This window comes from Lentibacter algarum, assembly GCF_018860975.1.
Classification (GTDB): Bacteria; Pseudomonadota; Alphaproteobacteria; order Rhodobacterales; family Rhodobacteraceae; genus Lentibacter; species Lentibacter algarum_A.
Map to the genome: position 1 here is coordinate 87,727 of NZ_JAHKQI010000003.1, position 23,965 is coordinate 111,691.

A 23,965-nucleotide genomic window follows, 5' to 3' on the forward strand; every position below is an offset into this window, starting at 1 on the left:
TATGACGCAACCTACCAGCCAGAAAATCATCCGCGCGGGCAAAACGCCGACCACGCAAGATACAGTAGAGCTCACCTACGACGCCCGCTTCTTGCGCCGCAAGGTGCTGACCACAAGCAAAGGCACCCGCTTTCTGGTTGATCTTGAGCACACCACTTCCCTTGATCATGGCGATGCCTTTGAGCTTGAAAACGGCGCGCTGATCGAGGTGATCGCAGCTCGTGAGGAGCTACTGGAAGTTACTGGCGAGGGCCTTGCGCGCATCGCGTGGCATATCGGCAACCGCCATACGCCCTGTCAGATCGAGGAACGGCGGCTGGTCATTCAACGTGACAAAGTCATCCGCGATATGCTGCACCAGATCGGCGCGCAAACCCGCGAGGTTAGCGAGCCGTTTGTGCCTGAAGGCGGTGCCTATGGTCACGGGCGCACCCACGGCCACGACCACACAGCAAGCCACAATCATCACGACCACGACCACGAACATGCACATGACCACACAGACTGAGCAAATTCTCACGCTCGCGCAGTGGCTTTCGCCCGCCTACCCTGTCGGCGCGTTCGCCTATAGCCACGGGCTTGAGTGGGCCGTGGAAAGCCGGCAAGTGACAAGCAGTGAAAGCCTTAAGGCGTGGCTGCAAACTGTGCTGAGCCACGGCGCGGGGCAAGCCGACGCGCTCTTGCTCGCTGCCGCCTACAGCGCCGAAGACCCGACCAGGGCAGATGCTATCGCGCGGGCCTTTGCCGCCTCTGCCGAGCGCCTCAAAGAGACCGTGCTGCAAGGCGAGGCCTTCACCCGCGCCACCGCCGATATCTGGGGCGTAACCCTGCCAAGCCTCACTTACCCCGTCGCCGTCGGCCACGCCGCTCGCCAGCAAGGCCTGCCGCTTGATTTGACGCTGACGATGTATCTGCAAGCCTTCCTGTCAAACCTCGCCGCCGCGGGCATGCGCCTTGTGCCTTTGGGCCAGACCGAAGGGCAAAGCCTCATCAAAGCGCTCACGCCGCTCTGCATCGAAATCGCTGCAAAAGCCGAGGCCGGAAGCTTGGAAGACCTCTCCTCAACAGCTTTCATGGCCGACATCGCCGCGATGAAACACGAAACGCAATACTCAAGGATTTTTCGCACATGACCGGACAAAACGGACCTCTTCGCGTCGGCATCGGCGGCCCTGTCGGCGCGGGCAAAACCACGCTCACAGCCGCGCTTTGCCGCGCCTTGAGCGCCACGCATTCGATCGGCGTGATCACCAACGATATCTACACTCAAGAAGACGCCGAAGCCCTGATGCGCCTGCAAGTTCTGCCGCAAGACCGCATCATCGGCGTCGAAACCGGCGGCTGTCCGCATACCGCAATCCGCGAGGACGCCTCGATCAACCTCGCCGCCGTAGCTGAAATGGTCTCGCGTCACCCCGAGGTCGAGATCGTGTTGATCGAAAGCGGAGGCGACAACCTCTCCGCCACATTCAGCCCCGAGTTGGCCGATGTCACCCTCTACGTGATCGACGTTGCCGCCGGAGAGGAGATCCCCCGCAAAGGCGGCCCCGCGATCACCAAATCCGATGTGCTTGTGATCAACAAAACCGACTTAGCACCCTATGTCGGTGCGTCTCTGGACGTTATGCAGCGCGACAGCAAAATGATGCGCCCGACCCTGCCAACGGTGTTCTGTGCTCTGAAGCATGGTGAAGGCGTCGAGACTGTGGTTGAGTTCCTTGCCGAAATCGGCGGGCTGAGCGTCAGTAACGCCCCTCAAAAGCCTCAAGAACCGCCACAGCAGCCCCTTCAAATCACGATCAACGCGTCTGGCTCATAGCAGGCCAGCGCGCCGCCAAATCAGCCATAAGGGTCGCATCCGTGGCGTCAAGCGGGCCTCTGGCCGCCGGCCGGAACCGCAGCCGGAAAGCCTTGAGCAAAACCTCGGGGTCAACCGCGTCTACCGGATAACCGAACACCGCTGCATCAGCGTAAAAATCGCCTGCCTCGCCGGCTTTGGGCCAGATCGACAGCCCACCCCGCGCCAACCTTTGCCAATCAAAGCGCCCGCCCGGATCAACCTTGCGGCCAGGGGCCATGTCCGAGTGCCCGATCACCCTTTCAGGTGCAATGTTCCAGCGGCTTAGAATGCCTTCAGCCAGCCCCTCAAGCGCACTCATCTGTGGTTCAGAAAACGGGTGGTCTCCGCGATTGTCGAGCTCGATCCCGATAGAACGCGAGTTGACATCATCCACCCCGCCCCAGCGGCCAGCACCCGCATGCCACGCGCGCTCTCGCTCATCAACCATCTGATAAACAACACCTTTTTCACAAATCAGATAGTGTGCCGAAACTTCTATTGCCGGATCACACAGCCGCTCGAGCGCCGCTTGAGCAGAGGCCATAGCCGTATAATGCAGCACAAGAATATCAGGTGTTGCACCGCCCCTGCGCGGGCCAAAGCTGGGCGAAGGACGCGCGCAAATGCCCGCAGCCATGCTCACTCTTCCGGAAGTTTCTCGACGACTTCAACAACACCGTCTTTTGCCACTGCATTTTTGGCAGATCTGAACGGTGCCGGATCCCAATCACAGGCAAAACCGTCGCCGTCAGGGTCAAGCGCCAGACGGTCGCGCAGCGGCCCGCCCTTTTGCAAGAATTCGGCCTGCGCCATGTCCGGTGAAGGATACTTGCCGCAGTTTTTCTTGTGGCGCGCGGCCAGGTTTACGCCGCGGCGCTGATATTGGCTTTGGCCGACAGGGTTTGTCGTGTTCAAAGCATACTCAACCAAGCTCGCACCGCCGCCGTCGCCTGCGCGTGTCGGCACGGCTGTCACTTCTGCTTGCTGATACTGCGCTTTCAAAGCTTCGCGGCGGGCCGCATCAGCTTCAATGGTGCGCTGTGAGCCAACGGCGTCAAAGTCGTTCTCGTTTGATATCCCGACAGAATTCACAAGCGCGGGCTGTGGGCTGGTCGGGCTGACAGAAGCCGGACGCGTGGCACTCAACACCGCCTGCGTTTCACCGCCGATAGTCTGGGTGCTCACCGGAGAGGCTCCGCTCAGCTGCGCATCGCGCGTGGCTTGTTGTTTCTGGTAGTCGTCATAACTGCCAAAGCCAACGCCAGCGCCCGCGTCTGGTGCACCCGAATTGGGAACAGTCGGAGCACAAGCGGCCAGCGCCAACGCGGCGGCACTCATCAAAAGGATATGTTTCACGGATCTATCTGCCTATCTGCATATTTTGGCGAGGGTTTACCACCATTTCGCCGGTTTGGCCACAAATCCGGCAGCTTGCTCAAGCGCATAGGCGGTATTTAGCAAATCGCCCTCTTCCCAAGGGCGGCCAATAAGCTGCAAACCAAGCGGAAGGCCTTGTTTATCAACGCCCGCTGGCACAGAAACGCCGGGAAGGCCCGCGAGGTTAACTGTTACAGTAAAGACATCATTGAGATACATCGCGATCGGATCGGCATCGACCATTTCACCCAAACCAAAGGCCGCAGAGGGCGTTGCTGGTGTCAAAATCGCGTCAACGCCTTGGGCGAACACATCCTCGAAGTCTTTCTTTATCAAGGTGCGCACACGCCGCGCGCGGTTGTAATAGGCGTCATAAAAGCCCGCCGAAAGCACATATGTGCCGATCATAACACGGCGTTGCACCTCGTGGCCAAAGCCCTCGGCGCGGGTCTTTTCATACATCTCGGTGATGCCGTCACCAGCGCCGATTTTGGCGCGGTGCCCGTAGCGCACGCCGTCATAGCGCGCGAGGTTTGAAGACGCCTCGGCAGGCGCGATCACATAATAAGCCGGAAGCGCATACTTGGTGTGCGGCAAGCTGATATCAACGATCTCGGCGCCCGCATCCTTGAGCATCTTGGTGCCCTCGGCCCAGAGATTTTCGATCTCTTCGGGCATGCCGTCCATGCGGTATTCGCGCGGAATGCCGATCTTCTTGCCTTTGATGTCACCTGTCAGCATGGCTTCAAAATTTGGCACAGCCAGCTCAACCGAGGTGCTGTCTTTGGCATCATGTCCGCACATCGCCTCAAGCATAATCGCCGCATCGCGCACGTCTTTTGTCATTGGGCCAGCTTGGTCAAGGCTTGAGGCAAAAGCCACAACACCCCAACGCGAGCAGCGGCCATATGTCGGCTTGATGCCGGTGATACCGGTAAACGCCGCTGGCTGGCGGATCGAGCCGCCGGTGTCAGTGCCCGTCGCCGCGAGGCACAAGTCAGCCGCAACCGCAGCTGCCGAACCGCCCGACGAGCCGCCAGGCGTGAGCGCCGCATCATCGTTGCCGCGCCGCCACGGGTTCACGGCATTGCCATAAACCGAAGTCTCGTTTGACGAGCCCATCGCGAACTCGTCCATGTTGAGTTTGCCGAGCATCACAGCACCAGCGTCAAACAGCTGGCTCGTGATCGTGCTTTCGTATTCGGGTTTGAAACCCTCCAAGATGCGCGAAGCCGCTTGCGAGGGAACGCCCTTGGTGCAGAACAGGTCTTTGATGCCGAGCGGGATGCCGCACATGTCAGGTGCATCGCCAGCTTTGATGCGCGTATCAGCAGCCTTGGCCTGCTCCGCTGCAATCTCCGGCGTGTGGTGAACAAATGCGTTCAACTCGCCTGCTGTGTCGATCTCTTTGAGGCAAGCCTCCGTCAACTCGGCGGAGGTCAAGTCACCTTTGCGCATCGCATCTCGTGCGGCAGCGATTGTCAGTTTGTTTAGATCAGCCATTACTCAACCACCTTCGGAACCGCAAAAAAGCCTTCACGCGCATCAGGCGCATTGGCGAGCACTTTGTCTTGCTGCCCCCCATCGGTGATCTCGTCAACGCGGCGCGGCAGGCGCATCGGTGTGACAGAAACCATCGGCTCGACACCCTCGACATCAACTTCGCTCAACTGCTCGATAAAGCCGAGCACGGCGTTGAACTCGTCGGCCAGCGCAGGCAAGTCTTCGTCTTCCACTTTGATCCGCGCAAGCTTGGCAACTTTGGCGGCTGTGTCCTTGTCAATCGACATAGGTTCGCTCCGTGTTTTTTGTTGCCCTGCCTTTACCGCTCCGCCGCTCTGTCTTCAAGCGCAAGTTGCTCGCGCCTGGCCTCGGCTCGTTAACCATTCATCGGTGGTTTTGGCTCTCAAAACTGTCTGCACGCATTATGCACTGTGGTATGCACTGCGGTATGCACGCGAGTCACAAGGAGTTTTGCGACATCAAAGGGGCGTTAACCACACCGTGCGCTGCCTTAAGGCTTGCTGCGTCTGGCTGTGAAAAACGCCTCCAAAAGCGCTTTCGAGGCGGTCGCTCCGATGCCGGAATAAACCTCCGGAACATGGTGGCACTGGGCATGCTCAAACACCCTCGGCCCCTGCTCAACCCCGCCTGACTTGGCGTCGGATGCACCATAGTAAAGCCGTGCCACGCGGGCCGCTGAAATGGCCGCAGCGCACATCGGGCAAGGCTCTAGCGTGACGTAGAGCTCTGCGCCCTCAAGTCTTTCTTTTGAAAGAGTTTTACAGGCTTCTCGAATGACCAGAACCTCGGCATGCGCCGTCGGATCATTGAGCTCGCGACAGCGGTTGCCTGCCCGCGCGATCACCTTGCCATCAAGCGCCAAAGCCGCGCCCACAGGCACCTCGCCACGTGCACCAGCGGCCTCAGCCTCTTTCAGGGCGACATTCATATGCGTTGCAAACACCATATGCTCTCATGGCGAAAACTGCCCCCTTTCGCAAGCGCTCGCTTTGCTCTAAGGCCCTAAGCATGAGTGATACACCCACCCCAAAAGGCGACCGCATCGCCAAAGTCATCGCCCGCGCAGGACTTGCGTCCCGGCGTGATGCCGAGCGGATGATCGAAGCTGGTCGCGTGACCGTAAATGGCAGCAAAATAAGCTCTCCGGCGCTTAACGTGCAGGCAAGTGACAAGGTTACTGTCGACGGGAAACCGCTTGAAACGCCCGAGCCCGCGCGCCTCTGGCTCTATCACAAACCTGCCGGCTTGGTGACGACGACGCGCGACGAAAAAGATCGCAAAACCATCTTTGATGCCCTGCCTGACACCATGCCGCGGGTGATGTCTGTGGGTCGGCTTGACCTCAACTCCGAAGGCTTGCTCCTGCTGACAAATGATGGCGGCGTGAAGCGCAAGCTTGAGCTGCCTTCAACCGGTTGGCTGCGCAAATATCGCGTGCGTATAAACGGACGGCCAACCGACGACGCCTTCAAGCCCCTGCGCCAAGGTATTGTTGTTGATGGAGAAAAATTTCTCGGGATGGAGGTTGTGCTGGATCGCCAGCAAGGCGCGAACGCTTGGGCCACCATCGGGTTGCGCGAAGGCAAGAACCGCGAAATCCGCCGCGCCATGGAGGCTGTCGGCTTTCGGGTGAACCGACTTATTCGGGTGTCCTACGGCCCGTTTCAGCTTGGCGAACTCCAGGCAGGCGAAGTGCAGGAAATTCGCCAACGTGTGATGCGAGATCAACTCGGGATGGAAGGCGGAACGCCCCCAGAAGAGCGCAAAACCACTACTCGTAAGCGCAAACGCTAGGCAAACCACACGTTTCCGGCTATTGCACCCTGCAACGGCTGCGCTATGAAGCGGGCAACCACACCAAACAGGAACAGACACCATGGCCGATCTTTTAACCATTGAGAACATGGGCAACCTGCTCATGCTCTGCTTTCTTCAAGCCGTTCTGGGCTTTGACAACCTTCTGTATATCTCGATCGAAAGCCAACGCGCACCGGTTGCTCACCAAAAGGCAGTGCGCTTTTGGGGCATTATCATCGCCGTCGCTTTGCGAGTTGTTTTACTCTTCGTCATGGTCCGGTTGATTGATGCGATGGCCGAACCCTTTTACATTTTCAACTGGGTTGGCATCCTTGAAGGCGGTGTCAACTTCGCCACATGCGTGTTCATTTTCGGCGGTGTTTTCATCATGTATACCGCCGTGAAAGAGATCGGCCACATGCTCTCGATCGAACATATCGGCGCAGACTTGAACAACAAAGGCAGCAAATCCGCCACTCAAGTTGTTATCCTGATCGTGATGATGAACCTGATTTTCTCTTTTGACTCAGTGCTTTCTGCGCTGGCGATCACTGATGTCTTCCCAATTCTTGCTGCCGCAATCATCCTTTCAGGTGTGGCAATGCTGGCGCTGGCTGACGGTGTCACAACCTTCCTGCAGAAGAACCGGATGTATGAGGTCCTTGGTCTTTTCATCCTGTTGATCGTCGGTGTCGTCTTGTTGGGCGAAGCAGGCCAAGCGGCGGCCCATGCCAACCATGACGCCGCCCTCGCACTCAAACTGTTTGGCTACGAAGTTGTGCCAATGTCCAAGTCAACATTCTACTTCTCGGTCATCGTGCTCTTTGCGGTTGAAATCTTGCAATCGGGATACAGCCGCAAGCTAAATGCGGAGCGTAAATCGCAGCACTAAACAGCTTGCCTGTCGTGCTTTGAGCACGGCGGGCAACATCCCGCTCTGATAGAAGTCGGGAAATCTTCCCCCTAGCGCTGAGCAGGGCCATGCCATAGGTTGCAAACAACGGAACACTTGTGACAAATCTGGGGGATTAATGTCAGAAACCGGCCTTCAAAAACTTGCCTTCGCCCTATTGGTGCTACTGGTGCTTTATGTCTCCGTTTGGGGAAGCGCCTGATGGCACAGCGATATGGCGGCAAGCATAGCCCTGAGACAGGCGACAGTAGCTATCGGGGCGCACGGCGCACGCGAGCTGGCGGGCGGGTAAACCTATTGTTTCTCGCGCCTTTGCCTATGGTTTGGCAGGCGTTCACATCCCCTCCTGCTGAAATGTTCATGTGGCTTGTAGCGCTCGGATCAATGCTGCTTGCGGCTTGGCTGACACGTGATGGCTTGATCGCTCAGGAGGCGTATGATGCGCGCAAGGTTGCCCGCCGTCCGGCTGTTCCGCGCAAAATTCTTGGCTCTTTGCTCACTGGCGCCGGCTTGGCTGTTGCCGGTTACGTAGGTTTCGGTCTTGGCTCTGCTGTTATCTTTGCCGTTCTTGGCGCCGTATTGCACTTTGCTGCGTTCGGTGCTGACCCTCTGAAGAACAAAGGCATGGACGGTGTTGACGAATTCCAAACCGACCGCGTCGCACGAGCAGTTGAAAAAGCCGAGGAGCATCTCAAAGCCATGACAAGCGCCGCGCACCGCGCAGGTGACAGGCAGGTTGAAGCCCGCGTAGAGAGTTTTCAGATGCAAGTGCGAGAGTTGCTGCGCACAGTCGAGGAAGACCCGCGCGATCTCACCGGCGCACGCAAGTTTATGGGCGTCTACCTCAAAGGCGCACGCGATGCCTGTGAGAAGTTTGCTGACGTTTACACCCGCGCGCAGTCACCTGATGCCAAGGCCGACTTCATGACGCTATTGAGTGATTTGCAAGCCAGTTTTGACGCCAAAACCAAACACCTTTTACTCGACAATCACAGCGATCTGACTGTCGAGATCGAAGTTCTTCGCGATCGCCTGAAGCAAGAAGGCATTCGCCTCGACCAATCATAGATTAACGAAAGTGAGCTCCCTCATGACTACGAAAATCCAAGAAAAAGCCAAAGAGACACTCGCCATGGTGGAAGAGGTGAACGCCGTTGTTTTGCCCGAGCCCGTCGCTGCTAATGCTGTCGTTCCGATGGCAGAAGCGAAAGGCGAAGTGAGCAAGGAAATCAAGTCGCGTATGGGTGAACTTGATATGTCTGACACACAGTCAATCGTATCATTCGGCTCAGCGGCTCAGGCGGAATTGCAAGAAATCTCCCAGTCAATGCTGCAAGGCGTGCGCAACAAAGACGTCGGCCCTGCGGGCGACAGCCTTCGCGGCATCGTCACCACAATCCGTGGTTTTTCAGTTAGCGAGCTTGATGTTCGCCGCAAGCGCACATGGTGGGAGCGCCTGCTCGGCCGGGCAGCACCCTTCGCTAAGTTCACGGCAAAGTTCGAGCAGGTCCAAGGCCAGATCGACCGCGTGACAGAAGACCTTCACGAGCATGAGCACACGCTTTTGAAAGATATCAAGTCACTCGATATGCTCTATGAAAAGACGCTTGATTTCTACGACGAGCTGGCGCTTTACATCGCCGCTGGCGAAGAAAAGCTGCGTATTCTGGATGAAAAAGACATCCCGGCTTATGAGAAAAAAGTGGAGAAAGCCGCCGAGAAGAACAAGGTGATGAAGGCCCAAGAACTGCGTGATTTGCGCGCTGCTCGTGATGACCTGGAGCGCCGGGTTCACGACCTCAAGCTCACGCGGCAAGTGACGATGCAGTCACTCCCCTCGATCCGCCTCGTGCAGGAGAACGACAAATCGCTGGTGACAAAGATCAACTCGACTTTAGTGAACACCGTGCCTCTTTGGGAGACGCAATTGGCGCAAGCCGTGACGATCCAACGCTCGGCCGAAGCCGCCGCAGCGGTGCGTGACGCCAATGATCTGACCAACGAGTTGCTCACTTCGAACGCCAAGAACCTACGCGAGAGTAACAAGATGATCCGCGAAGAGATGGAACGTGGTGTGTTTGACATCGAAGCTGTCAAAGCCGCCAACGCCGACTTGATCGGCACCATCGAGGAGAGCTTGCAAATTGCCGACGAAGGCAAGGCGCGCCGTGCATCGGCTGAAGTCGAGCTCAAGAAGATGGAAGCTGAACTGCGCGACACCTTGGCCTCGGCCAAAGCACGTAAAACGGGCACAGGCGACAATGCCAGTACCGCTGTTCCCTCGTAAGAACGGATGTTTGCGGGTAAAACATTTCGAACAATCGGGCTGGCCTTTATAGGGCTGGCCCTTTTGGCCGGATGCGACTTGCCGATGCGAGAAAGCCTCAAGCCGCAAGCGCGCCCTGCAGACTTGATAAAACCGGCAACCGCGCCTTCAGCCAAGCCCAAGCCCCAATCGAAAACGTCACTGGCTTTGTCAGAGCACTACGTCAAATTGCAGGCACATTTGCTTGCACAAGGTTTGCTACGTCGTGACGGCGGTGGCCCTGACACCGGCTTTCGTGCCGCCGATCTGGCGCGGAACTTTGAAGCTATTGCCTTTCACAGTGAGCATGGCGCTAGCCCTCTGATCTCAAACGCAGGCACGATCACCCGCTTTCATCGCTGGCGCGGTTCCGTGCGTGTCGCAGCGCATTTCGGCGCGTCCTCCGATCCTGCCCAACGGGCAAAAGACCAGGCCGCACTCAAGACTTATCTGCCAAGACTAAGTCGTGTAAGTCGCCATGCAATCGGCTCTGCCCCTGAAAGCGGGGCAAACTTTCATGTGCTGTTTTTTGGCGCTGACGAGACCGAGGAACTGCGCAAAACTGTGCAGCAAGTCTGGCCCGGCTTTCCTCAAAGCAGCCTTAACCAGATGACCAACCTGCCGCGCGACATCTACTGTCTGGTTTATTCCAACGTATCCTCGGCGGCGATGGGCGCAGAACAAGCGATAGCCCTTATCCGCACCGAACACCCTGACCTTATGCGCCTGTCGTGCATCCACGAGGAAGTCGCGCAAGGGCTAGGCCTGTCCAATGACAGCCCTTACGCGCGGCCTTCTATCTTTAACGATGACGAAGAGTTTGCGACACTTACAACGCATGACGAACTGCTGCTGAAAATGCTCTATGATCCGCGCCTCAAAAACGGGATGACACTTCAAGAGGCGCGTCCGATCATTGCCACGATCGCTGCCGAACTCACCGGAGAAGTAGCGTCATGATTGCCGGTCTTCACAGGGCGCGCAAGCAACGGGCTCTAACGCGACACACCAATTTCGGCTGACGAGCCAAACACCACAAGCAAAGGAGACACCCATGGGTATTTTTGATTTTCTGACAGGCGAATTCATCGACGTCATTCACTGGGTTGATGACAGCCGCGACACGATGGTCTGGCGCTTTGAGCGCGAAGACCATGAGATCAAATATGGTGCAAAGCTCACTGTGCGAGAGGGCCAAGCCGCTGTTTTCATTCACGAAGGCCAGATGGCAGATGTGTTCACGCCCGGGCTTTACATGCTTGAAACCAACAACATGCCGGTTCTGACAACGCTCAATCACTGGGATCACGGCTTTGAAAGCCCGTTCAAATCCGAGGTCTACTTTGTCAACACCACGCGCTTCAACGACTTGAAGTGGGGCACCAAAAACCCGATCATTGCGCGCGATCCGGAGTTCGGCCCCGTGCGTCTGCGCGCCTACGGCAGCTACACTGTCAAGGTCAGTGATCCGGCGAAGTTCCTTGTTGAGATCGTTGGAACAGACGGTGAGTTCACTATGGACGAGATCAGCTATCAGATCCGCAACATCATTGTGCAGGAGTTCTCGCGCACAATCGCCCGCTCAGGCATTCCGGTGCTTGATATGGCTGCAAACACCCGCGAACTCGGCACTATTGTTGGCCGTGACATCGCGCCGCGCCTTGCGGAATACGGCCTTGAAATGCCGGAGCTCTACATCGAGAATATCTCGCTCCCCGAAGCCGTCGAAGCCGTGTTGGACAAGCGTACCTCGATGGGCGTGGTGGGTGATCTGTCGACCTATATGAACTTCCAGGCTGCCGAGAGCCTCACTCACGAGGGCGCAGGAGGCGCCGCTTTGCAAGCCGGTGTTGGTGCCGGTTTGGGGATGCAGATTGCCCGTGAGAGTGCTCAGTCAGGCTCTTTGGGGGCAAGCACATCTAAAACGCCCCCGCCGCCACCGGTTGAGAAGGTTTGGCACATTGCCGAGAATGGCGAGAGCAAGGGCCCCTATTCGCGCGCCGCTATGGGCCGCATGGTAGCCGATGGCGCACTCACTCGCGAAACGCTGGTTTGGACCGCAGGTCAAAACGGCTGGCTCGCCGCGGCACAAGTCACCGAACTTGCGCAACTCTTCACGATCCTGCCGCCGCCCCTGCCGACGAACTCATAGGGCTTTGCCCTTGGCACAATTACTTTCGCCGAAGGCCTAGAACTCATGGATGAGCACACGCCTACAGAAGTGACAGAAAGTCACCGCTTTCCCTGCCCTCAATGCGGGGCAGACTTCCGCTTTGATCCGGGGCAAGAGCAGCTTGTCTGCGACCACTGCGGCAGCACCGAGGAAATTGGTGTCGGCCGCGGGAATGGTATCAAGGAACTTGATATCGAGGCCGGCCTCGGGGCGGTTCTTCCTTCGCAAGATTTTGAAGAAACCCGTGTTTCGAAATGCCCTAATTGCGCAGCACAAGTCGAGTTTGATGCCAACACCCATGCCGCCGAGTGCCCGTTTTGCGCCACCCCTGTTGTCACTGACACCGGGCTGCACCGGCAGATCAAACCGCGTGCAGTGTTGCCTTTCGCCCTTGACGAGCCAACCGCACGTAGCGCAATGAAAGACTGGCTCGGGGCACTCTGGTTCGCCCCCAACGGTCTTAAGAAATATGCTCGCAAGGGCCGCAAGATGAACGGTGTTTACGTGCCTTACTGGACGTATGACGCGAAGACAGTCTCGGCATATTCAGGCGAGCGGGGCACAGTCTATTACGAAACCCGGTCAGTCATGCGTGACGGCAAACGCGTTCAACAGCGCGTTGCCAAAATCCGCTGGCAAGGCGTGCGCGGCCGTGTGGCGCGTTTCTTTGATGACGTGCTGGTGCTCGCCTCCAAGAGCCTGCCGAAAAGGTTTACTGATGCCCTCGAGCCTTGGGATCTGGCTGCACTTGAACCTTACCGCCCCGAGTATCTCGCCGGATTTCGCGCTGAAGGCTACAGCGTTAGTCTTGCGGACGGCTACGAGGAGGCCCGCATGCATATGGCCCGCGTCATCGAGCGCGATGTGAAGTTTGATATCGGCGGCGACCGGCAGCGCATTCATGATATCAACACCGACGTCAGTGATGTGACATTCAAACACATCCTGCTGCCTGTCTGGCTCGCGGCTTACAAGTATCGTGGGCGCACCTACCGCTTTGTCATCAATGGCCGCACAGGGCGTGTGCAAGGCGAACGGCCCTACTCGGCTTGGAAGATTTTCTTTGCCGTTCTCACAGGCCTGATGCTGGCGTTGATCATCGGCTACATTTACGGCGTCAATGAAGGAGCCTTCTGATGCAACCCGAATTTGATAGCTTAACGCGCGTTATGAAAGCTCGCTATTCTTGCCGAGCATTTCTGTCACAACCTGTTAAACGTGATTTGATCGAGCAGATCGTGCATACCGCCCGCCGTTCGCCTTCATGGTGTAACGCGCAACCATGGCAACTGACAATCACAACAGCCGAAGAGACGGCAAAGCTCGGTAAGGCGCTCTATGAGCACGCCTCCCAGAACACTATGCAGCCAGATCTGCCTTGGCCGGAAGGCTATAGCGGTGCCTACAAAGCGCGGCGCTTCACCTGTGGTATGCAGCTTTATGATGCGCTTGACATTGGCCGCACAGACAAGCCCGCTCGTGCTGCTCAAATGCTTGAGAACTTTCGCTTCTTTGGCGCTCCACATGTCGCAATTGTTACGTCCCCCCGCGAGTTGGGCGCTTATGGTGCACTTGATGCAGGCGGGTTTGTCACAGCCTTTACCCTTGCTGCGCAGGCTTCGGGTGTAGCCAGCATCGCGCAAGCGGCTCCGGCTGGCTACGCCCCGTTCCTGCGCAACTACTTCGGTCTTTCGGACGACAAGCTCGTCCTTTGCGCAGTCTCGTTTGGATATGCAGATGAAGCCCATAAAGCCAACAGCTTTCGCACCGAGCGCGCGACAACTGATGAGATTATTGACTGGCATTAAGCGGGCCTTAACTTGGCAGGTCGATCGCAACAAGCCCGAGCTTGCGAGCCGCCCAAAGCGACAGGATCGAGCTATCGAGCCCCTGAGGCGCTTGGAAACTGCGGATCGCGTGGCGTGTGCGCGCGTCTAAAACTCCGCTCAAAGCACCTGAATACAGCCCTCGCGCCTTAAGCGCACGCTGCAACGTTGCAATGATATCGGGTGTGAGCGTGTCCTGACAGGGCGTTTCGAACCAGACTTCGCGACGTTCTTTGACAATCCGGCGCTGAGCCTTGTCCTTATACTCAGCTTCGCTCAGAACTGTTCCGTCTTCTGAGAGCACTTCCGGCGTTATCAGCACACGCTCGGTCACAGTTTCGATCACTGCCGGGCTGATATCCTTCCCCCAACAAGCGTTGGGGTCTGACCCTTTGAGCGGTGCTTCATAACTGCGGATCGGCCCTGTGGACGCCACATTGGAGGCGTTTTGCTCTGTGCAAGCCGCCAAAACACCCACCAAGCCAAGAGAAATCACTACCAGTTTCACGTGTCTGCCCACTTGTTTTACAGCACATTACAAGCAAACCGAGCCATGGCAAAGCGCCACCGAAGGCCAAACCACGAAGATTTGTCGCCTGTGGCATCGTTGCCTGTCGCAATTAGGGCTGGCGGCCCTTAGCTGCCTTTTGTAACAACAAGTAAGCACTGCACATCAAAGGAGCCTCAAGAATGGCGAAGATCACTTATATTGAGCACAACGGCAAAGAACATATCGTTGACGTTGCCAACGGCCTCACTGTTATGGAAGGCGCGCGCGATAACAACATTCCCGGCATCGAAGCAGACTGCGGCGGTGCGTGCGCTTGCTCAACATGCCATGTCTATGTGCATCCGGACTGGGTCGAGAAAGTGCCTGCCAAGGACGACATGGAAGAAGACATGCTCGACTTCGCTTTTGAACCCGACACGACCCGCTCGCGGTTAACCTGCCAGATCAAAGTAACCGATGCCCTGGATGGCCTCGTCGTGCAAATGCCTGAAAAGCAAATCTAGTGCTCCGGCTCGCCCTAACATGTTGGCTTGCCTCCTTTGGGTTGGCACATGCCTGCGAGCAAAGCTACACCGGACCACCCAAGGCGCAGTATTCGCAACTCAGTGACCGCTACGATCATGGCGTGCTTGGGGATGCGCTTGAGCCGACACGACTAACGCTGACTTACCAAGCTAAAGGCACTGGCTGCATCAAAGAGCTGCAAGTGCAGCTTAATGCACCTTATGTGTTCGAGGACACCGCACCGCGTCTTGCAGATGTCACTGGCGATGGCTTTCCCGAAGTCATCACTGTGCGAAGCCATGCCAAGCTCGGGGCGCAATTGGCGGTATATGGTGTCAAAAACCACCGCCTGCAGCTGATCGCCAAGACGCCACATATCGGCCAGAAAAACCGCTGGCTTGCCCCTGTTGCCACCGCCGACCTTGACGGTGACGGCCATGTGGAGATCGCCTTTGTCGACAGGCCCCACCTTGCCAAAATCATGCGTATCTGGCGCTACAAGAACGGCAAGCTTCGCGAGATCGCCTCTGTTGGCGATGTCACCAACCACAAGATCGGCTGGAACTTCATCGCCTCGGGCTTGCGCAACTGCGGGCAATACCCCGAGCTCATTACAATTGATAGCACATGGAAAAACATCGTTGCGACCCGCCTGACAGCGACGAAGATCACAACCCGAAAGATTGCGCCTTACACTGGGCCGCAAAGCGTCACCTACGCCCTTTCTTGCTCCTCCTGAGCATGGCATAAAGCAAGAATGACTCGTCTGCTTACATTCCTGTTGGTCTTTTGCGTTGCGGCATGCACCCGCCCTCAAACGACAGGCTTCAGTGCGCCACACCCGGAAGCCAAAACGGAAACAGTTTTTGTTGCAACAATGCGAAACCCCGGCCAGCACGGGCAAATGTTCGGGCAAACACGCGCAACCGAAATGTCTTTTGCCAAAACACGCATTTCAGTGCCACCAACACACAAGATCGGTCATATAGAGCGCACCACCGGGCCCGCAGATGCAAAACGGCATTTCGCGCCGTTAAGCGCCGACATCCTGCCGTCCGTGCAAACGCTTAGTCGCAACATCACCTCGGCACAAACCAACGCTCAAGAGCCACTTTTGTTGTTCGTGCACGGCTACAACAACACGCTTGAAGATGCTGTGTTCCGCCTCGCGCAAATTCAGCACGACTTTGAACTGACAAACCCGAGCCTGCTTTTTTCATGGCCCTCGGCCGGTGATCCGCGGGGGTATATCTATGATCGGGATTCAGTCCTTTTTGCCCGTTCAGATTTTGCCCACCTGATCAGTGACCTCGAGCACTCAGGTCAGCGCCGCATCATGATCCTGGCACATTCCATGGGCGGAAATCTGGTGATGGAAGCTCTGCGTCAACTCGCCATCGAGGGCAATAGCAAGGCCATGTCGGCGATAGAAAGTGTCGTGCTCATGGCGCCTGATATCGACACGGGCCTCTTTCAAAGGCAAGCGCAGGAGATCGGAAAACTACCTGAGCCTTTTGTGATCATGACGACACAGAAAGACCAGGTTCTCAACATCTCCGGTCTACTCTCGGGACGCAAAGCCAGGCTGGGGCGGATCGAAAATGCTGACATTATCGGAGATCTTGGTGTCTTCGTGCTCGACTTTTCACTGTTTGATACCGATGATAACTTTGGACATATGGTGCCTGTTTCAACACCTGAAGCCATCACCTTTTTGCGCAGGCTCTCTCTCGGGCTTACGAATGCGCCGAATGCCTTCTCGCGCTATGTGCTGCTTGGTGATGACAGGCGCAAGCCAAACTGAGCAAAATGAGGATGCTAAAATGGCCGGAGGATGGGCAAAAGACGGCGCCGTTAGCGAACAGATCGAAGCCTCGATCAGTGACGAGCTTGCACGTCTCAAACAACGAAAAGCACCGCAGGGAGAAAGCCTAACGTTCTGTGCGGAATGTGACGAAGAAATCCCGACGGCCCGCCGCCTTGCAATTCCAGGTGTTAAACTATGCATCGACTGCATGAGCGAACGCGACACCTCTCAAAAAATGCGCGCAGGCATCAATCGCCGCGGCTCAAAAGACAGCCAACTCAAATAGGGCCCGGCTTTTTCTTGGGAAAAGTATCCCGGGGGTTTGGGGGCTGGCCCCCAATCTTGCCCGTGTTTGGGGGCTGGCCCCAAGTTGCGAACAATCAAGCCTTCACTCTTCCATCGCTTCCAGTTCATCAATGAACCCCGAGATCATGCTAAGGCCTTTGTCCCAAAACTTCGGGTCCGATGCGTCCAGCCCGAAAGGTGCAAGCAACTCTTTGTGATGCTTTGAACCGCCTGCTTTGAGCATGTCAAAATACTTATCCTGAAAGCCTTCGGGGGTTTCTTCAAAGACAGCATAAAGCGCGTTCACGAGGCCATCGCCAAAAGCATAGGCATAAACATAAAACGGCGAATGCACGAAGTGCGGGATGTAGCTCCAGAAGTTTTCATAGCCATCCATATACTCGAACGCCGGCCCAAGGCTCTCGGCTTGCACGCTCATCCAAAGCGCGCCAATGTCTTCTGGCGTCAACTCGCCCTCGCGCCGCGCGGCATGCAGTTTGCATTCAAAGTCGTAGAACGCAATTTGCCGCACGACGGTGTTGATCATATCCTCGACTTTACCTGCCAACATCACCCGACGCTCGTCAACGCTCTCGGCCTCTGACAACATCTTGCGAAAGGTCAGCATCTCGCCAAAAACACTCGCCGTTTCGGCCAGTGTCAGCGGGGTTGAGGAGAGCATTTCGCCTTGTTCAGCGGCGAGCACCTGGTGCACACCGTGGCCAAGCTCATGCGCCAGCGTCATAACATCGCGTGGTTTGCCGAGGTAGTTGAGCATCACATATGGGTGCACGTCGGTCACTGTCGGGTGGGCAAACGCGCCCGGGGCCTTGCCTGGTTTTACACCTGCATCAATCCAGCCATCCGAGAAGAACGGTTTGGCAATTTCGGCCATACGCGGGTCAAACTCACCATAGGCGCCCATCACTGTGGCGGTCGCGTCAGCCCAGCTCACAATGCGCGTGTCTTCCATCGGCAGTGGCGCGTTGCGGTCCCACATCTGCATCACATCAAGGCCAAGCCATTTGCGCTTGAGTTCGTAGTAGCGATGCGACAGCTTGGGGTAAGCCGCAACAACAGCGTCGCGCAGAGCTTCAACCACCTCTGGCTCAACGTCGTTTGAGAGGTGACGCCCCGTCTGCGCTGTCGGCATCCCGCGCCAGCGATCAACGATCTCTTTTTCCTTGGCTTGGGTGTTGTGCACACGGGCAAATGTTTTGACGTTGGCAGCAAAAACACGCGCCAACTCGCGCGCAGCAGCCTCGCGGTTCGCGCGCACAGGGTCGGTCAAAAGGTTGAGCGTGCCTTCAATATTGAGCTCCTCACCATCGACTTCAAACTCAAGCCCGGCAATCGTCTCGTCAAACATCCGCTCCCACGCATCACCAACGACTCCTAGATCGTGGAGAAACTTTTCGAGCTCATCACTCAGTTGATAGGGCTTCATCGCACGGATGCGTTCAAACACTGGCTTATAACGCGCGAGATCAGCATTGGCGTTAAACAGAGCGTCAAGCGTAGCGTCTTCAATCCGGTTGATCTCAAGAGTGAAAAACACCAGCGGGGTGGTGTAGTTGGTTATCTTTTCTTGCGCGTCCGAAAGGAACTTGGCGCGTTCGGCGTCAGTTGTCAGTTGGTAGTATCGCAGTCCGGCATAAGACATGATGCGCCCTGCGACGCCGTTGATCTTTTCATTGCGCAAGACGCAGGCAAGCAGGCCAGCGGCATCGATATCAGCCAGTTTGCCCTCATAGTCTGCTGCAAAGGAGGCGCATTCGCCTTCCAGCCAAGCCAGATCACGGGTTAGCTCCGGCGCATCATCTGCTGTATAAAGATCGCTCAAATCCCACTCGGGCAGGCCCTCTAACCCGTCGGCTCCAGAAACGGCGTTGGCATCACGAACAGGGAACGAAAGTCTAAACATAGTGGGCCTCTTTGAAGTTATCTCTTTGACATAGAGCCTGACGAGGTTGATCTCAAGGCACGCAGGCAAGCTATGCGCAGTTTGTCTCACCCTCAGACAAGGCTTCGGCTCCGCGCTGGTGCGAATTGAAGAGGTTAAACTTGAAAAAACGCCAAGATTTGCGCGTGGATCCGGCTTCGGTTTTCTGATGTTTCCATCAAAACCTCATGCTCTGCGCCTTCAACCATTTGCAAAGTTCCGTTGCTCCAGCCCGACATTTTGACATGAACGCTAGGCGCGTCAACAATACGCTCGTTGGTGCCAAGAAAGGTGAGCGTGCGTGTCGTCGGGGCTGGCAATGCTGCGAGAGCCTTGCACTCAACCAGCGCCTCATGCAGCCAATGTAGCGAAGGGCCTGCGAGTGTCAGCTTCGGCTGCTCTTGGGCTTGCCGCTTCATGTAGTCCCACATCTCAGGGTCGGTCGTCAGCGAGTTGCCCTCGAATGGAGCATCCAGAACATAAGTGGTTGCGCTCGTTCCCGGAGCAAGGCGCGCGCCAATACCGAGCCTGCTGGTGACCGCTGCGAGAACCGTCGCAACCGGACGCATTGCAGGGGCCAGCTTGATGCCCCACATCGGCGCTGAAAACACCGCTGAAGCAACAGGCAAGCCGTCATGCAGCGCCCTTAGTCCGATACAACCGCCCATCGAATGTGCCAACAAGTGATAGGGTTCAGGCGCGCCGAGTTCTTTTGCCGCCGCGAGCACGGCTTTGACGTCAAGTTGATAGTCGGCGAACTTGCCGACGTAACCAAGCATCCTGTCGTCAGTGAGGCGATCAGCAAGCCCCTGCCCGCGCCAGTCTATGGCCAAGGTGGCAAAGCCGTCATCGGCAAGCGCCTTGGCGGTGCGGCCATATTTCTCGATATACTCGGTGCGGCCCGGAAAGAGCAGCACGGTTCCTTTAACGCTCTTGGCGTTTTGAGGCTCCCAATAGCCAACGCGCAGCCGCTTATCGTCAAACGATTGAATCCAAAAAGCGCGGCCCTTTTCGGGGCCTTCGCTCATTTCATTAAAAAAGGGAGCTTCGGTGAGCATCAACCCAGCACTGCACCGAGTTGCATGGCCATGCCCATGTCACCGTCAACTGTGAGTTTGCCGCCCATGAAAGCAGCCGTTGCATTCTGTTCACCGTTGAGGATGGCCTCAAAGGTTTCGCGGTCGGCCGTCATCGTTACATCGGCCTCTTCGTCGCCAGCGCGTGCTCCGTCGCTGTCGATCATCAAAGCGCCTTCGCCTTCGATCGCAAACTTGGCTGTGCCGGCATCAAAGCCGCCGTCCATTTTTGCGTTTAGTGCCTCTACTGCTGCATTGATCACGTCACTCATTGTGTTTCCCTTCACGTTATCGCGACAAAGGCTTCCTATGCGCCCTGCCTGCGGTTATCCTAACCATAGTATGCGAAAAATAAGTGTCGATCTCAAACCTGCCGTTGGGGCACTTTTCCTCTCATGTGTTCTTGCCCTTGGGGCAAGCGCTGACGAGTCCTCGCTCGATTCCCTTTTTGAAACCCTAAAGACTGCCGAAGAAGCCGATGCAGTTAAGGTTGCACGTGAGATCGAGCTTGAGTGGTCCAAATCGGGCTCGGCATCTGCCAACCTGTTGTATAAACGAGGAGAAAAGGCCCTGCGAGAAGACAACCCCTCGCTTGCAGTCGAGCATTTTACCGCCCTGACAGACCACGCGCCGCTGTTTGCCGAAGGCTGGCATGGCCGTGCGCGGGCGTTTTTTGCGCTCGGAGAATACGGCTTGGCACTGAATGACCTTAAGCAAGTTCTTGCTTTAACACCGCGTCATTTCGGGGCGATTTACGGTCTCGGCGCGATAATGGAACAGATCGACAAGCCCGAAGAGGCCTATGATGCCTATAAGATTCTCTTGAACCTCTATCCTGCGCATGAAAAAGCTTTGGCTGCGGTTGAGCGCCTCGAGAGCCGTGTTAACGGCACCAACCTGTAAACCGCGTCAAAGAGTTCCCTTATGAGTTCCTCTTCAAGAACCGTGGCCGTGCTCGGCCCGACGAACACTGGCAAGACGCATTATGCTATCGAGCGGATGCTGAGCTATCGCTCTGGAGTGATCGGCCTGCCTCTGCGCCTACTGGCACGCGAGGTTTATGACAAGATCGTTGCCATTCGCGGGGCCAACGTCGTTGCCTTGGTGACGGGTGAAGAGCGCATCGTGCCCGAGCGGGCCGCTTATTGGGTTTGCACCGTTGAGGCGATGCCGCAGGCTATGAACGCAGAGTTTGTGGCTATCGACGAAATTCAGCTCTGCGCCGATCCCGAACGTGGGCATGTTTTCACTGATCGTTTGCTTAGAAGTCGCGGCATCATGGAGACGCTGTTTTTGGGCGCTGACTCTATGCGCGGGATCATCCGCAAGCTGGTTCCCGAGGCCGAGTTTCTGGGGCGTGAGCGCATGTCGCAGCTTTCCTATGGCGGGTCTAAAAAGATCAGCCGGATGCAGGCACGCTCGGCGATTGTCAGCTTCTCGATCGACAATGTTTATGGCATCGCCGAGCTGCTGAAGCGGCAAAAAGGCGGTGCCGCCGTGGTGATGGGCGCGTTGAGCCCCCGCACCCGCAATGCGCAGGTCGAGCTGTATCAGAACGGCGATGTTGATTTTCTGGTGGCGACTGATGCGATCGGCATGGGCCTTAACCTAGATATCAACCATGTCGCTTTTTCGGCCACGGCAAAGTTTGACGGCCAGCGCATGCGCCAGTTGATGCCGCATGAGCTTGGCCAAATCGCGGGCCGCGCGGGCCGTGGGATGAGCCACGGCACTTTTGGTGTCACAGGCGAGGCGAGGCCTTTGGAAGACGAGGTTGCCAATGCGATCATGGAGCACAGATTTGCTCCGGTAAAGAAGGTGATCTGGCGTAATCCACGGCTTGAGTTTGGCCAGCTTGATGCGCTCATCGCTTCGCTTGAAGTCGCGCCCAACGACGACCTCTTGGTCAAGGCCCGCGAAGCAGATGATCTCTCGGCTCTCAAAGCCCTCGCGGACGACGCCGAAAGCCGCGCGCGTGCCTCGGACCCTGCCAGCATCCGCCTTTTGTGGGATGTTTGCCAAATTCCCGACTTCCGCTCGATCAGTTCTGCCGAGCATGCCAGCTTGCTTACGCAAATATTCGCTTACCTCCATGAGCGTGGCCAGATACCGGAAGACTGGCTCGCACGGCATATAAAACACATAGATCGTCCCTCGGGTGACATCGACACATTGTCGAAAAGGCTGGCCTTTATTCGCACTTGGACGTATGTGGCGCAGCGAAAAGGCTGGGTAAATGACGAAACCCATTGGCGCGAGAGCACGCGCGCTGTAGAAGACCGCTTGTCAGATGCGCTCCACGATGCCCTGACCCAGAGATTTGTCGACAGGCGCACATCGGTGCTCCTGCGACGTTTGAAACAAAAGGAGGCCATGTTGGCCGAAGTAAATGATAACGGTGAAGTGACGGTTGAGGGCGAGTTTGTCGGCCGTCTTGAAGGATTCCGCTTTAGTCAGGACAAATCCGCAGCTGGGCAGGAAGCCAAGACGCTCAAGCAAGCAAGCCTTGCCGCGCTGGCGCCGCATTTCCACTTGCTGGCTGACCGCTTCTACAACGCGCCTGACACCGAGCTTGATTTTACCGAGCAAGGCGGCCTGATGTGGGGCAACAACGCCGTTGGCAAGCTTGTGAAAGGCTCCGAGGCTTTGAAGCCCTCTGTGAAAGCCTTTGTTGACGACGAAGCCGGCACGGACGTCGCCGAGAAAGTCACTCGCCGCCTCCAGCATTTCATTGATCGCAAGATTGCCACTGCGTTTGAACCTCTGCTCAATCTCTCGCGTGATGAAGAGCTTTCAGGCCTCGCGCGCGGTTTCGCCTTCCAGATGGTTGAAGCCTTGGGCGTTATGCCCCGTGCAACTGTTGCCGATGACGTGAAAGCGCTTGATCAAGAAGCCCGTGGTGCCCTGCGTAAACACGGTATCCGCTTTGGTCAGTTCACCATCTTTATGCCATTGCTGCTCAAGCCTGCACCGACACGCCTGCGGCTTGTGCTTTGGTCGCTGGCGCAAGACTTGGCCGAGTTCCCCGAGGCGCCGCCCGCTGGCCTCGTGACCGTGCCGAACATGAAAGCCCAGCCACAAGGCACCGACACCATGGCCGGCTATCGCAATGCAGGTGAGCGCGCAATTCGTATCGACATGCTCGAACGCCTCGCCGACATGCTGCGCTCTGAAGACAGCCGCGGTGGCTTTGAAGGCAAAGCCGACATGCTCTCGATCACCGGCATGACGCTTGAGCAGTTTGCTGACCTTATGCAAGGCCTTGGCTACAAAGCCGAAAAAGGCGAGCGCGTGAAGGTTAAGGCGGCTCCGGCCCCAGCCGAGGTCGAAAAACCTGCCGAGGCAGACGCGCCCGCGCCTGAAGAGGCTGCTGCAGAAGCTCCTTCTGAGGCTCCTGAAACGCCCGCCGAACCAGCCGAGCCTGAAATGGAAGTATTCTACACCTTTACGTGGGGTGGCAACCGTGGCAACGCCCGTCCGCAAGGCGCTAAGCCTGCTGGCAAACCACGCGGAAAAGCTGACGGAAAGCCACGCGGCAAAGGCAAACCGCGCGGCAAGCCTCAGGGTGCGCAAAACTTCCAATCTCGTCCGCCAAAGAAGGACAAGATCGACCCGGACAACCCCTTCGCCGCAGCGCTTATGGGGCTCGCCAAAAAGGACTAATCCTTGAGCAGTGAAAAGCTCCGCCTCGACAAATGGCTCTGGCACGCGCGGTTCTTCAAGACTCGCTCACTGTCAGCCAAGCAAGTTAGCGGCGGGCATGTGCGGGTGAACGGGAACAAGGTTCACAAACCTGCCCATGCCGTCACTTTGGAAGACGTTCTCACTTTCCCACAGGGCGATATAATTCGCGTGGTCAAAATCGTCGCGCTTGGCTCTCGGCGCGGCCCTGCGCCTGAAGCTCAGGCGCTCTATCTAGACATGACGCCGCCTCGCGAAGACCGCCCGCCCGAGCCAGCGCGAACCGGCCCGCGCCCTACCAAGAAAGACCGTCGCGATCTTGAGGCTTTCAAAGACAGTGATCACTAAAACGTCAAACCATTGCCTGCGTCACCGCTGCCGCTTGATTGATCGGTGAAAAACGA

27 protein-coding genes are annotated in these 23,965 nt (G+C 57.0%); 18 read left to right on the plus strand and 9 right to left on the minus strand.

Annotation, left to right across the window (positions count from 1 at the left end):
- Position 1 precedes the first annotated feature (1 nt).
- Genes ureE through ureG form a run of 3 tightly spaced genes read left to right on the plus strand, consistent with a single transcriptional unit; the run spans position 2 to position 1,819 of the window.
- Positions 2 to 508, plus strand: a complete 507-nt coding sequence (ureE, locus tag KO498_RS03090; protein WP_215958418.1) for an urease accessory protein UreE — start codon at positions 2 to 4, stop codon at positions 506 to 508.
- Complete coding sequence (locus KO498_RS03095) at positions 492 to 1,133, plus strand: urease accessory protein UreF (RefSeq protein ID WP_215958419.1); 642 nt, start codon at positions 492 to 494, stop codon at positions 1,131 to 1,133. The genes ureE and KO498_RS03095 overlap by 17 nt, the downstream gene beginning before the upstream one ends.
- The gene (gene ureG, locus KO498_RS03100; RefSeq protein WP_215958420.1) at positions 1,130 to 1,819 is read left to right on the plus strand and encodes an urease accessory protein UreG; all 690 of its coding nucleotides are present in this window, start codon (positions 1,130 to 1,132) and stop codon (positions 1,817 to 1,819) included. Before KO498_RS03095 ends, ureG begins: the two co-directional genes overlap by 4 nt.
- Here the strand turns inward: ureG and KO498_RS03105 are convergent.
- The 5 genes from KO498_RS03105 to KO498_RS03125 all read right to left on the minus strand — a co-directional run bounded on the left by KO498_RS03105 (position 1,800) and on the right by KO498_RS03125 (position 5,687).
- Positions 1,800 to 2,477, minus strand: a complete 678-nt coding sequence (locus KO498_RS03105; protein ID WP_215958421.1) for an N-acetylmuramoyl-L-alanine amidase — start codon at positions 2,475 to 2,477, stop codon at positions 1,800 to 1,802. The genes ureG and KO498_RS03105 overlap by 20 nt on opposite strands.
- Positions 2,478 to 2,479: 2 nt before the next feature.
- Positions 2,480 to 3,196 carry a hypothetical protein gene (locus tag KO498_RS03110; RefSeq protein ID WP_354667611.1) on the minus strand — a complete coding sequence of 239 codons (717 nt, stop codon included), beginning with the start codon at positions 3,194 to 3,196 and terminating at the stop codon, positions 2,480 to 2,482.
- Positions 3,197 to 3,232: 36 nt separating this feature from the next.
- Positions 3,233 to 4,720: an Asp-tRNA(Asn)/Glu-tRNA(Gln) amidotransferase subunit GatA gene (gene gatA / locus KO498_RS03115; protein WP_215958422.1), complete on the minus strand. Its 1,488-nt coding sequence runs from the start codon at positions 4,718 to 4,720 to the stop codon at positions 3,233 to 3,235.
- Positions 4,720 to 5,007: an Asp-tRNA(Asn)/Glu-tRNA(Gln) amidotransferase subunit GatC gene (gene gatC / locus KO498_RS03120; protein WP_215958423.1), complete on the minus strand. Its 288-nt coding sequence runs from the start codon at positions 5,005 to 5,007 to the stop codon at positions 4,720 to 4,722. Before gatC ends, gatA begins: the two co-directional genes overlap by 1 nt.
- Before the next feature lie 224 nt (positions 5,008 to 5,231).
- A complete protein-coding gene (locus tag KO498_RS03125) occupies positions 5,232 to 5,687 on the minus strand; it encodes a nucleoside deaminase (protein WP_215958424.1) in 456 nt (151 codons plus the stop codon).
- A gap of 62 nt (positions 5,688 to 5,749) precedes the next feature.
- Between KO498_RS03125 and KO498_RS03130 the strand changes: the two genes are divergently transcribed.
- From KO498_RS03130 to KO498_RS03165, 8 genes are all read left to right on the plus strand, one after another.
- The gene (locus KO498_RS03130) at positions 5,750 to 6,535 is read left to right on the plus strand and encodes a pseudouridine synthase (protein ID WP_215958425.1); all 786 of its coding nucleotides are present in this window, start codon (positions 5,750 to 5,752) and stop codon (positions 6,533 to 6,535) included.
- Positions 6,536 to 6,617: 82 nt separating this feature from the next.
- Complete coding sequence (locus KO498_RS03135) at positions 6,618 to 7,430, plus strand: TerC family protein (RefSeq protein WP_215958426.1); 813 nt, start codon at positions 6,618 to 6,620, stop codon at positions 7,428 to 7,430.
- A 222-nt stretch (positions 7,431 to 7,652) separates the two neighbouring features.
- On the plus strand, positions 7,653 to 8,519 hold the full coding sequence (locus KO498_RS03140; protein ID WP_215958427.1) for a 5-bromo-4-chloroindolyl phosphate hydrolysis family protein: 867 nt from the start codon (positions 7,653 to 7,655) through the stop codon (positions 8,517 to 8,519).
- A gap of 22 nt (positions 8,520 to 8,541) precedes the next feature.
- On the plus strand, positions 8,542 to 9,738 hold the full coding sequence (locus tag KO498_RS03145; RefSeq protein WP_215958428.1) for a toxic anion resistance protein: 1,197 nt from the start codon (positions 8,542 to 8,544) through the stop codon (positions 9,736 to 9,738).
- A 6-nt stretch (positions 9,739 to 9,744) separates the two neighbouring features.
- Entirely contained in the window at positions 9,745 to 10,716 is a 972-nt protein-coding gene (locus KO498_RS03150; RefSeq protein ID WP_215958429.1) for a DUF2927 domain-containing protein, read from the plus strand.
- Positions 10,717 to 10,810: 94 nt separating this feature from the next.
- Positions 10,811 to 11,908: an SPFH domain-containing protein gene (locus tag KO498_RS03155; RefSeq protein ID WP_215958430.1), complete on the plus strand. Its 1,098-nt coding sequence runs from the start codon at positions 10,811 to 10,813 to the stop codon at positions 11,906 to 11,908.
- 45 nt (positions 11,909 to 11,953) lie between these two features.
- Positions 11,954 to 13,066, plus strand: a complete 1,113-nt coding sequence (locus KO498_RS03160) for a TFIIB-type zinc finger domain-containing protein (RefSeq protein ID WP_215958431.1) — start codon at positions 11,954 to 11,956, stop codon at positions 13,064 to 13,066.
- Positions 13,066 to 13,737: a nitroreductase gene (locus tag KO498_RS03165; RefSeq protein WP_215958432.1), complete on the plus strand. Its 672-nt coding sequence runs from the start codon at positions 13,066 to 13,068 to the stop codon at positions 13,735 to 13,737. Before KO498_RS03160 ends, KO498_RS03165 begins: the two co-directional genes overlap by 1 nt.
- Positions 13,738 to 13,744: 7 nt before the next feature.
- On the opposite strand, the gene KO498_RS03170 is transcribed toward KO498_RS03165, so the two are convergent.
- Positions 13,745 to 14,263 carry a peptidoglycan-binding domain-containing protein gene (locus tag KO498_RS03170; protein ID WP_215958433.1) on the minus strand — a complete coding sequence of 173 codons (519 nt, stop codon included), beginning with the start codon at positions 14,261 to 14,263 and terminating at the stop codon, positions 13,745 to 13,747.
- A gap of 182 nt (positions 14,264 to 14,445) precedes the next feature.
- Between KO498_RS03170 and KO498_RS03175 the strand changes: the two genes are divergently transcribed.
- The 4 genes from KO498_RS03175 to KO498_RS03190 are packed head-to-tail and all read left to right on the plus strand — an operon-like array spanning position 14,446 to position 16,863.
- Positions 14,446 to 14,769 (plus strand): 2Fe-2S iron-sulfur cluster-binding protein, encoded by a 324-nt coding sequence (locus tag KO498_RS03175; protein ID WP_215958434.1) that lies wholly within the window; start codon positions 14,446 to 14,448, stop codon positions 14,767 to 14,769.
- Entirely contained in the window at positions 14,769 to 15,509 is a 741-nt protein-coding gene (locus tag KO498_RS03180) for an FG-GAP repeat domain-containing protein (RefSeq protein WP_354667612.1), read from the plus strand. Before KO498_RS03175 ends, KO498_RS03180 begins: the two co-directional genes overlap by 1 nt.
- Positions 15,510 to 15,527: 18 nt before the next feature.
- On the plus strand, positions 15,528 to 16,574 hold the full coding sequence (locus KO498_RS03185) for an alpha/beta hydrolase (RefSeq protein WP_215958435.1): 1,047 nt from the start codon (positions 15,528 to 15,530) through the stop codon (positions 16,572 to 16,574).
- A gap of 19 nt (positions 16,575 to 16,593) precedes the next feature.
- A complete protein-coding gene (locus tag KO498_RS03190; RefSeq protein ID WP_215958436.1) occupies positions 16,594 to 16,863 on the plus strand; it encodes a DksA/TraR family C4-type zinc finger protein in 270 nt (89 codons plus the stop codon).
- Positions 16,864 to 16,965: 102 nt separating this feature from the next.
- On the opposite strand, the gene KO498_RS03195 is transcribed toward KO498_RS03190, so the two are convergent.
- The 3 genes from KO498_RS03195 to KO498_RS03205 form a co-directional block, all read right to left on the minus strand.
- The gene (locus KO498_RS03195; protein ID WP_215958437.1) at positions 16,966 to 18,786 is read right to left on the minus strand and encodes a M3 family oligoendopeptidase; all 1,821 of its coding nucleotides are present in this window, start codon (positions 18,784 to 18,786) and stop codon (positions 16,966 to 16,968) included.
- A gap of 134 nt (positions 18,787 to 18,920) precedes the next feature.
- Entirely contained in the window at positions 18,921 to 19,862 is a 942-nt protein-coding gene (locus KO498_RS03200; protein WP_215958438.1) for an alpha/beta hydrolase, read from the minus strand.
- A complete protein-coding gene (locus KO498_RS03205) occupies positions 19,862 to 20,152 on the minus strand; it encodes an SCP2 sterol-binding domain-containing protein (protein WP_215958439.1) in 291 nt (96 codons plus the stop codon). Before KO498_RS03205 ends, KO498_RS03200 begins: the two co-directional genes overlap by 1 nt.
- A gap of 70 nt (positions 20,153 to 20,222) precedes the next feature.
- On the opposite strand from KO498_RS03205, the gene KO498_RS03210 reads away from it, so the two are divergent.
- Genes KO498_RS03210 through KO498_RS03220 form a run of 3 tightly spaced genes read left to right on the plus strand, consistent with a single transcriptional unit; the run spans position 20,223 to position 23,909 of the window.
- Positions 20,223 to 20,783: a tetratricopeptide repeat protein gene (locus KO498_RS03210; RefSeq protein ID WP_252731244.1), complete on the plus strand. Its 561-nt coding sequence runs from the start codon at positions 20,223 to 20,225 to the stop codon at positions 20,781 to 20,783.
- Positions 20,784 to 20,804: 21 nt separating this feature from the next.
- Complete coding sequence (locus KO498_RS03215) at positions 20,805 to 23,543, plus strand: helicase-related protein (RefSeq protein WP_215958440.1); 2,739 nt, start codon at positions 20,805 to 20,807, stop codon at positions 23,541 to 23,543.
- A gap of 3 nt (positions 23,544 to 23,546) precedes the next feature.
- Entirely contained in the window at positions 23,547 to 23,909 is a 363-nt protein-coding gene (locus tag KO498_RS03220; protein ID WP_215958441.1) for an RNA-binding S4 domain-containing protein, read from the plus strand.
- The last annotated feature ends 56 nt before the right edge of the window (positions 23,910 to 23,965 follow it).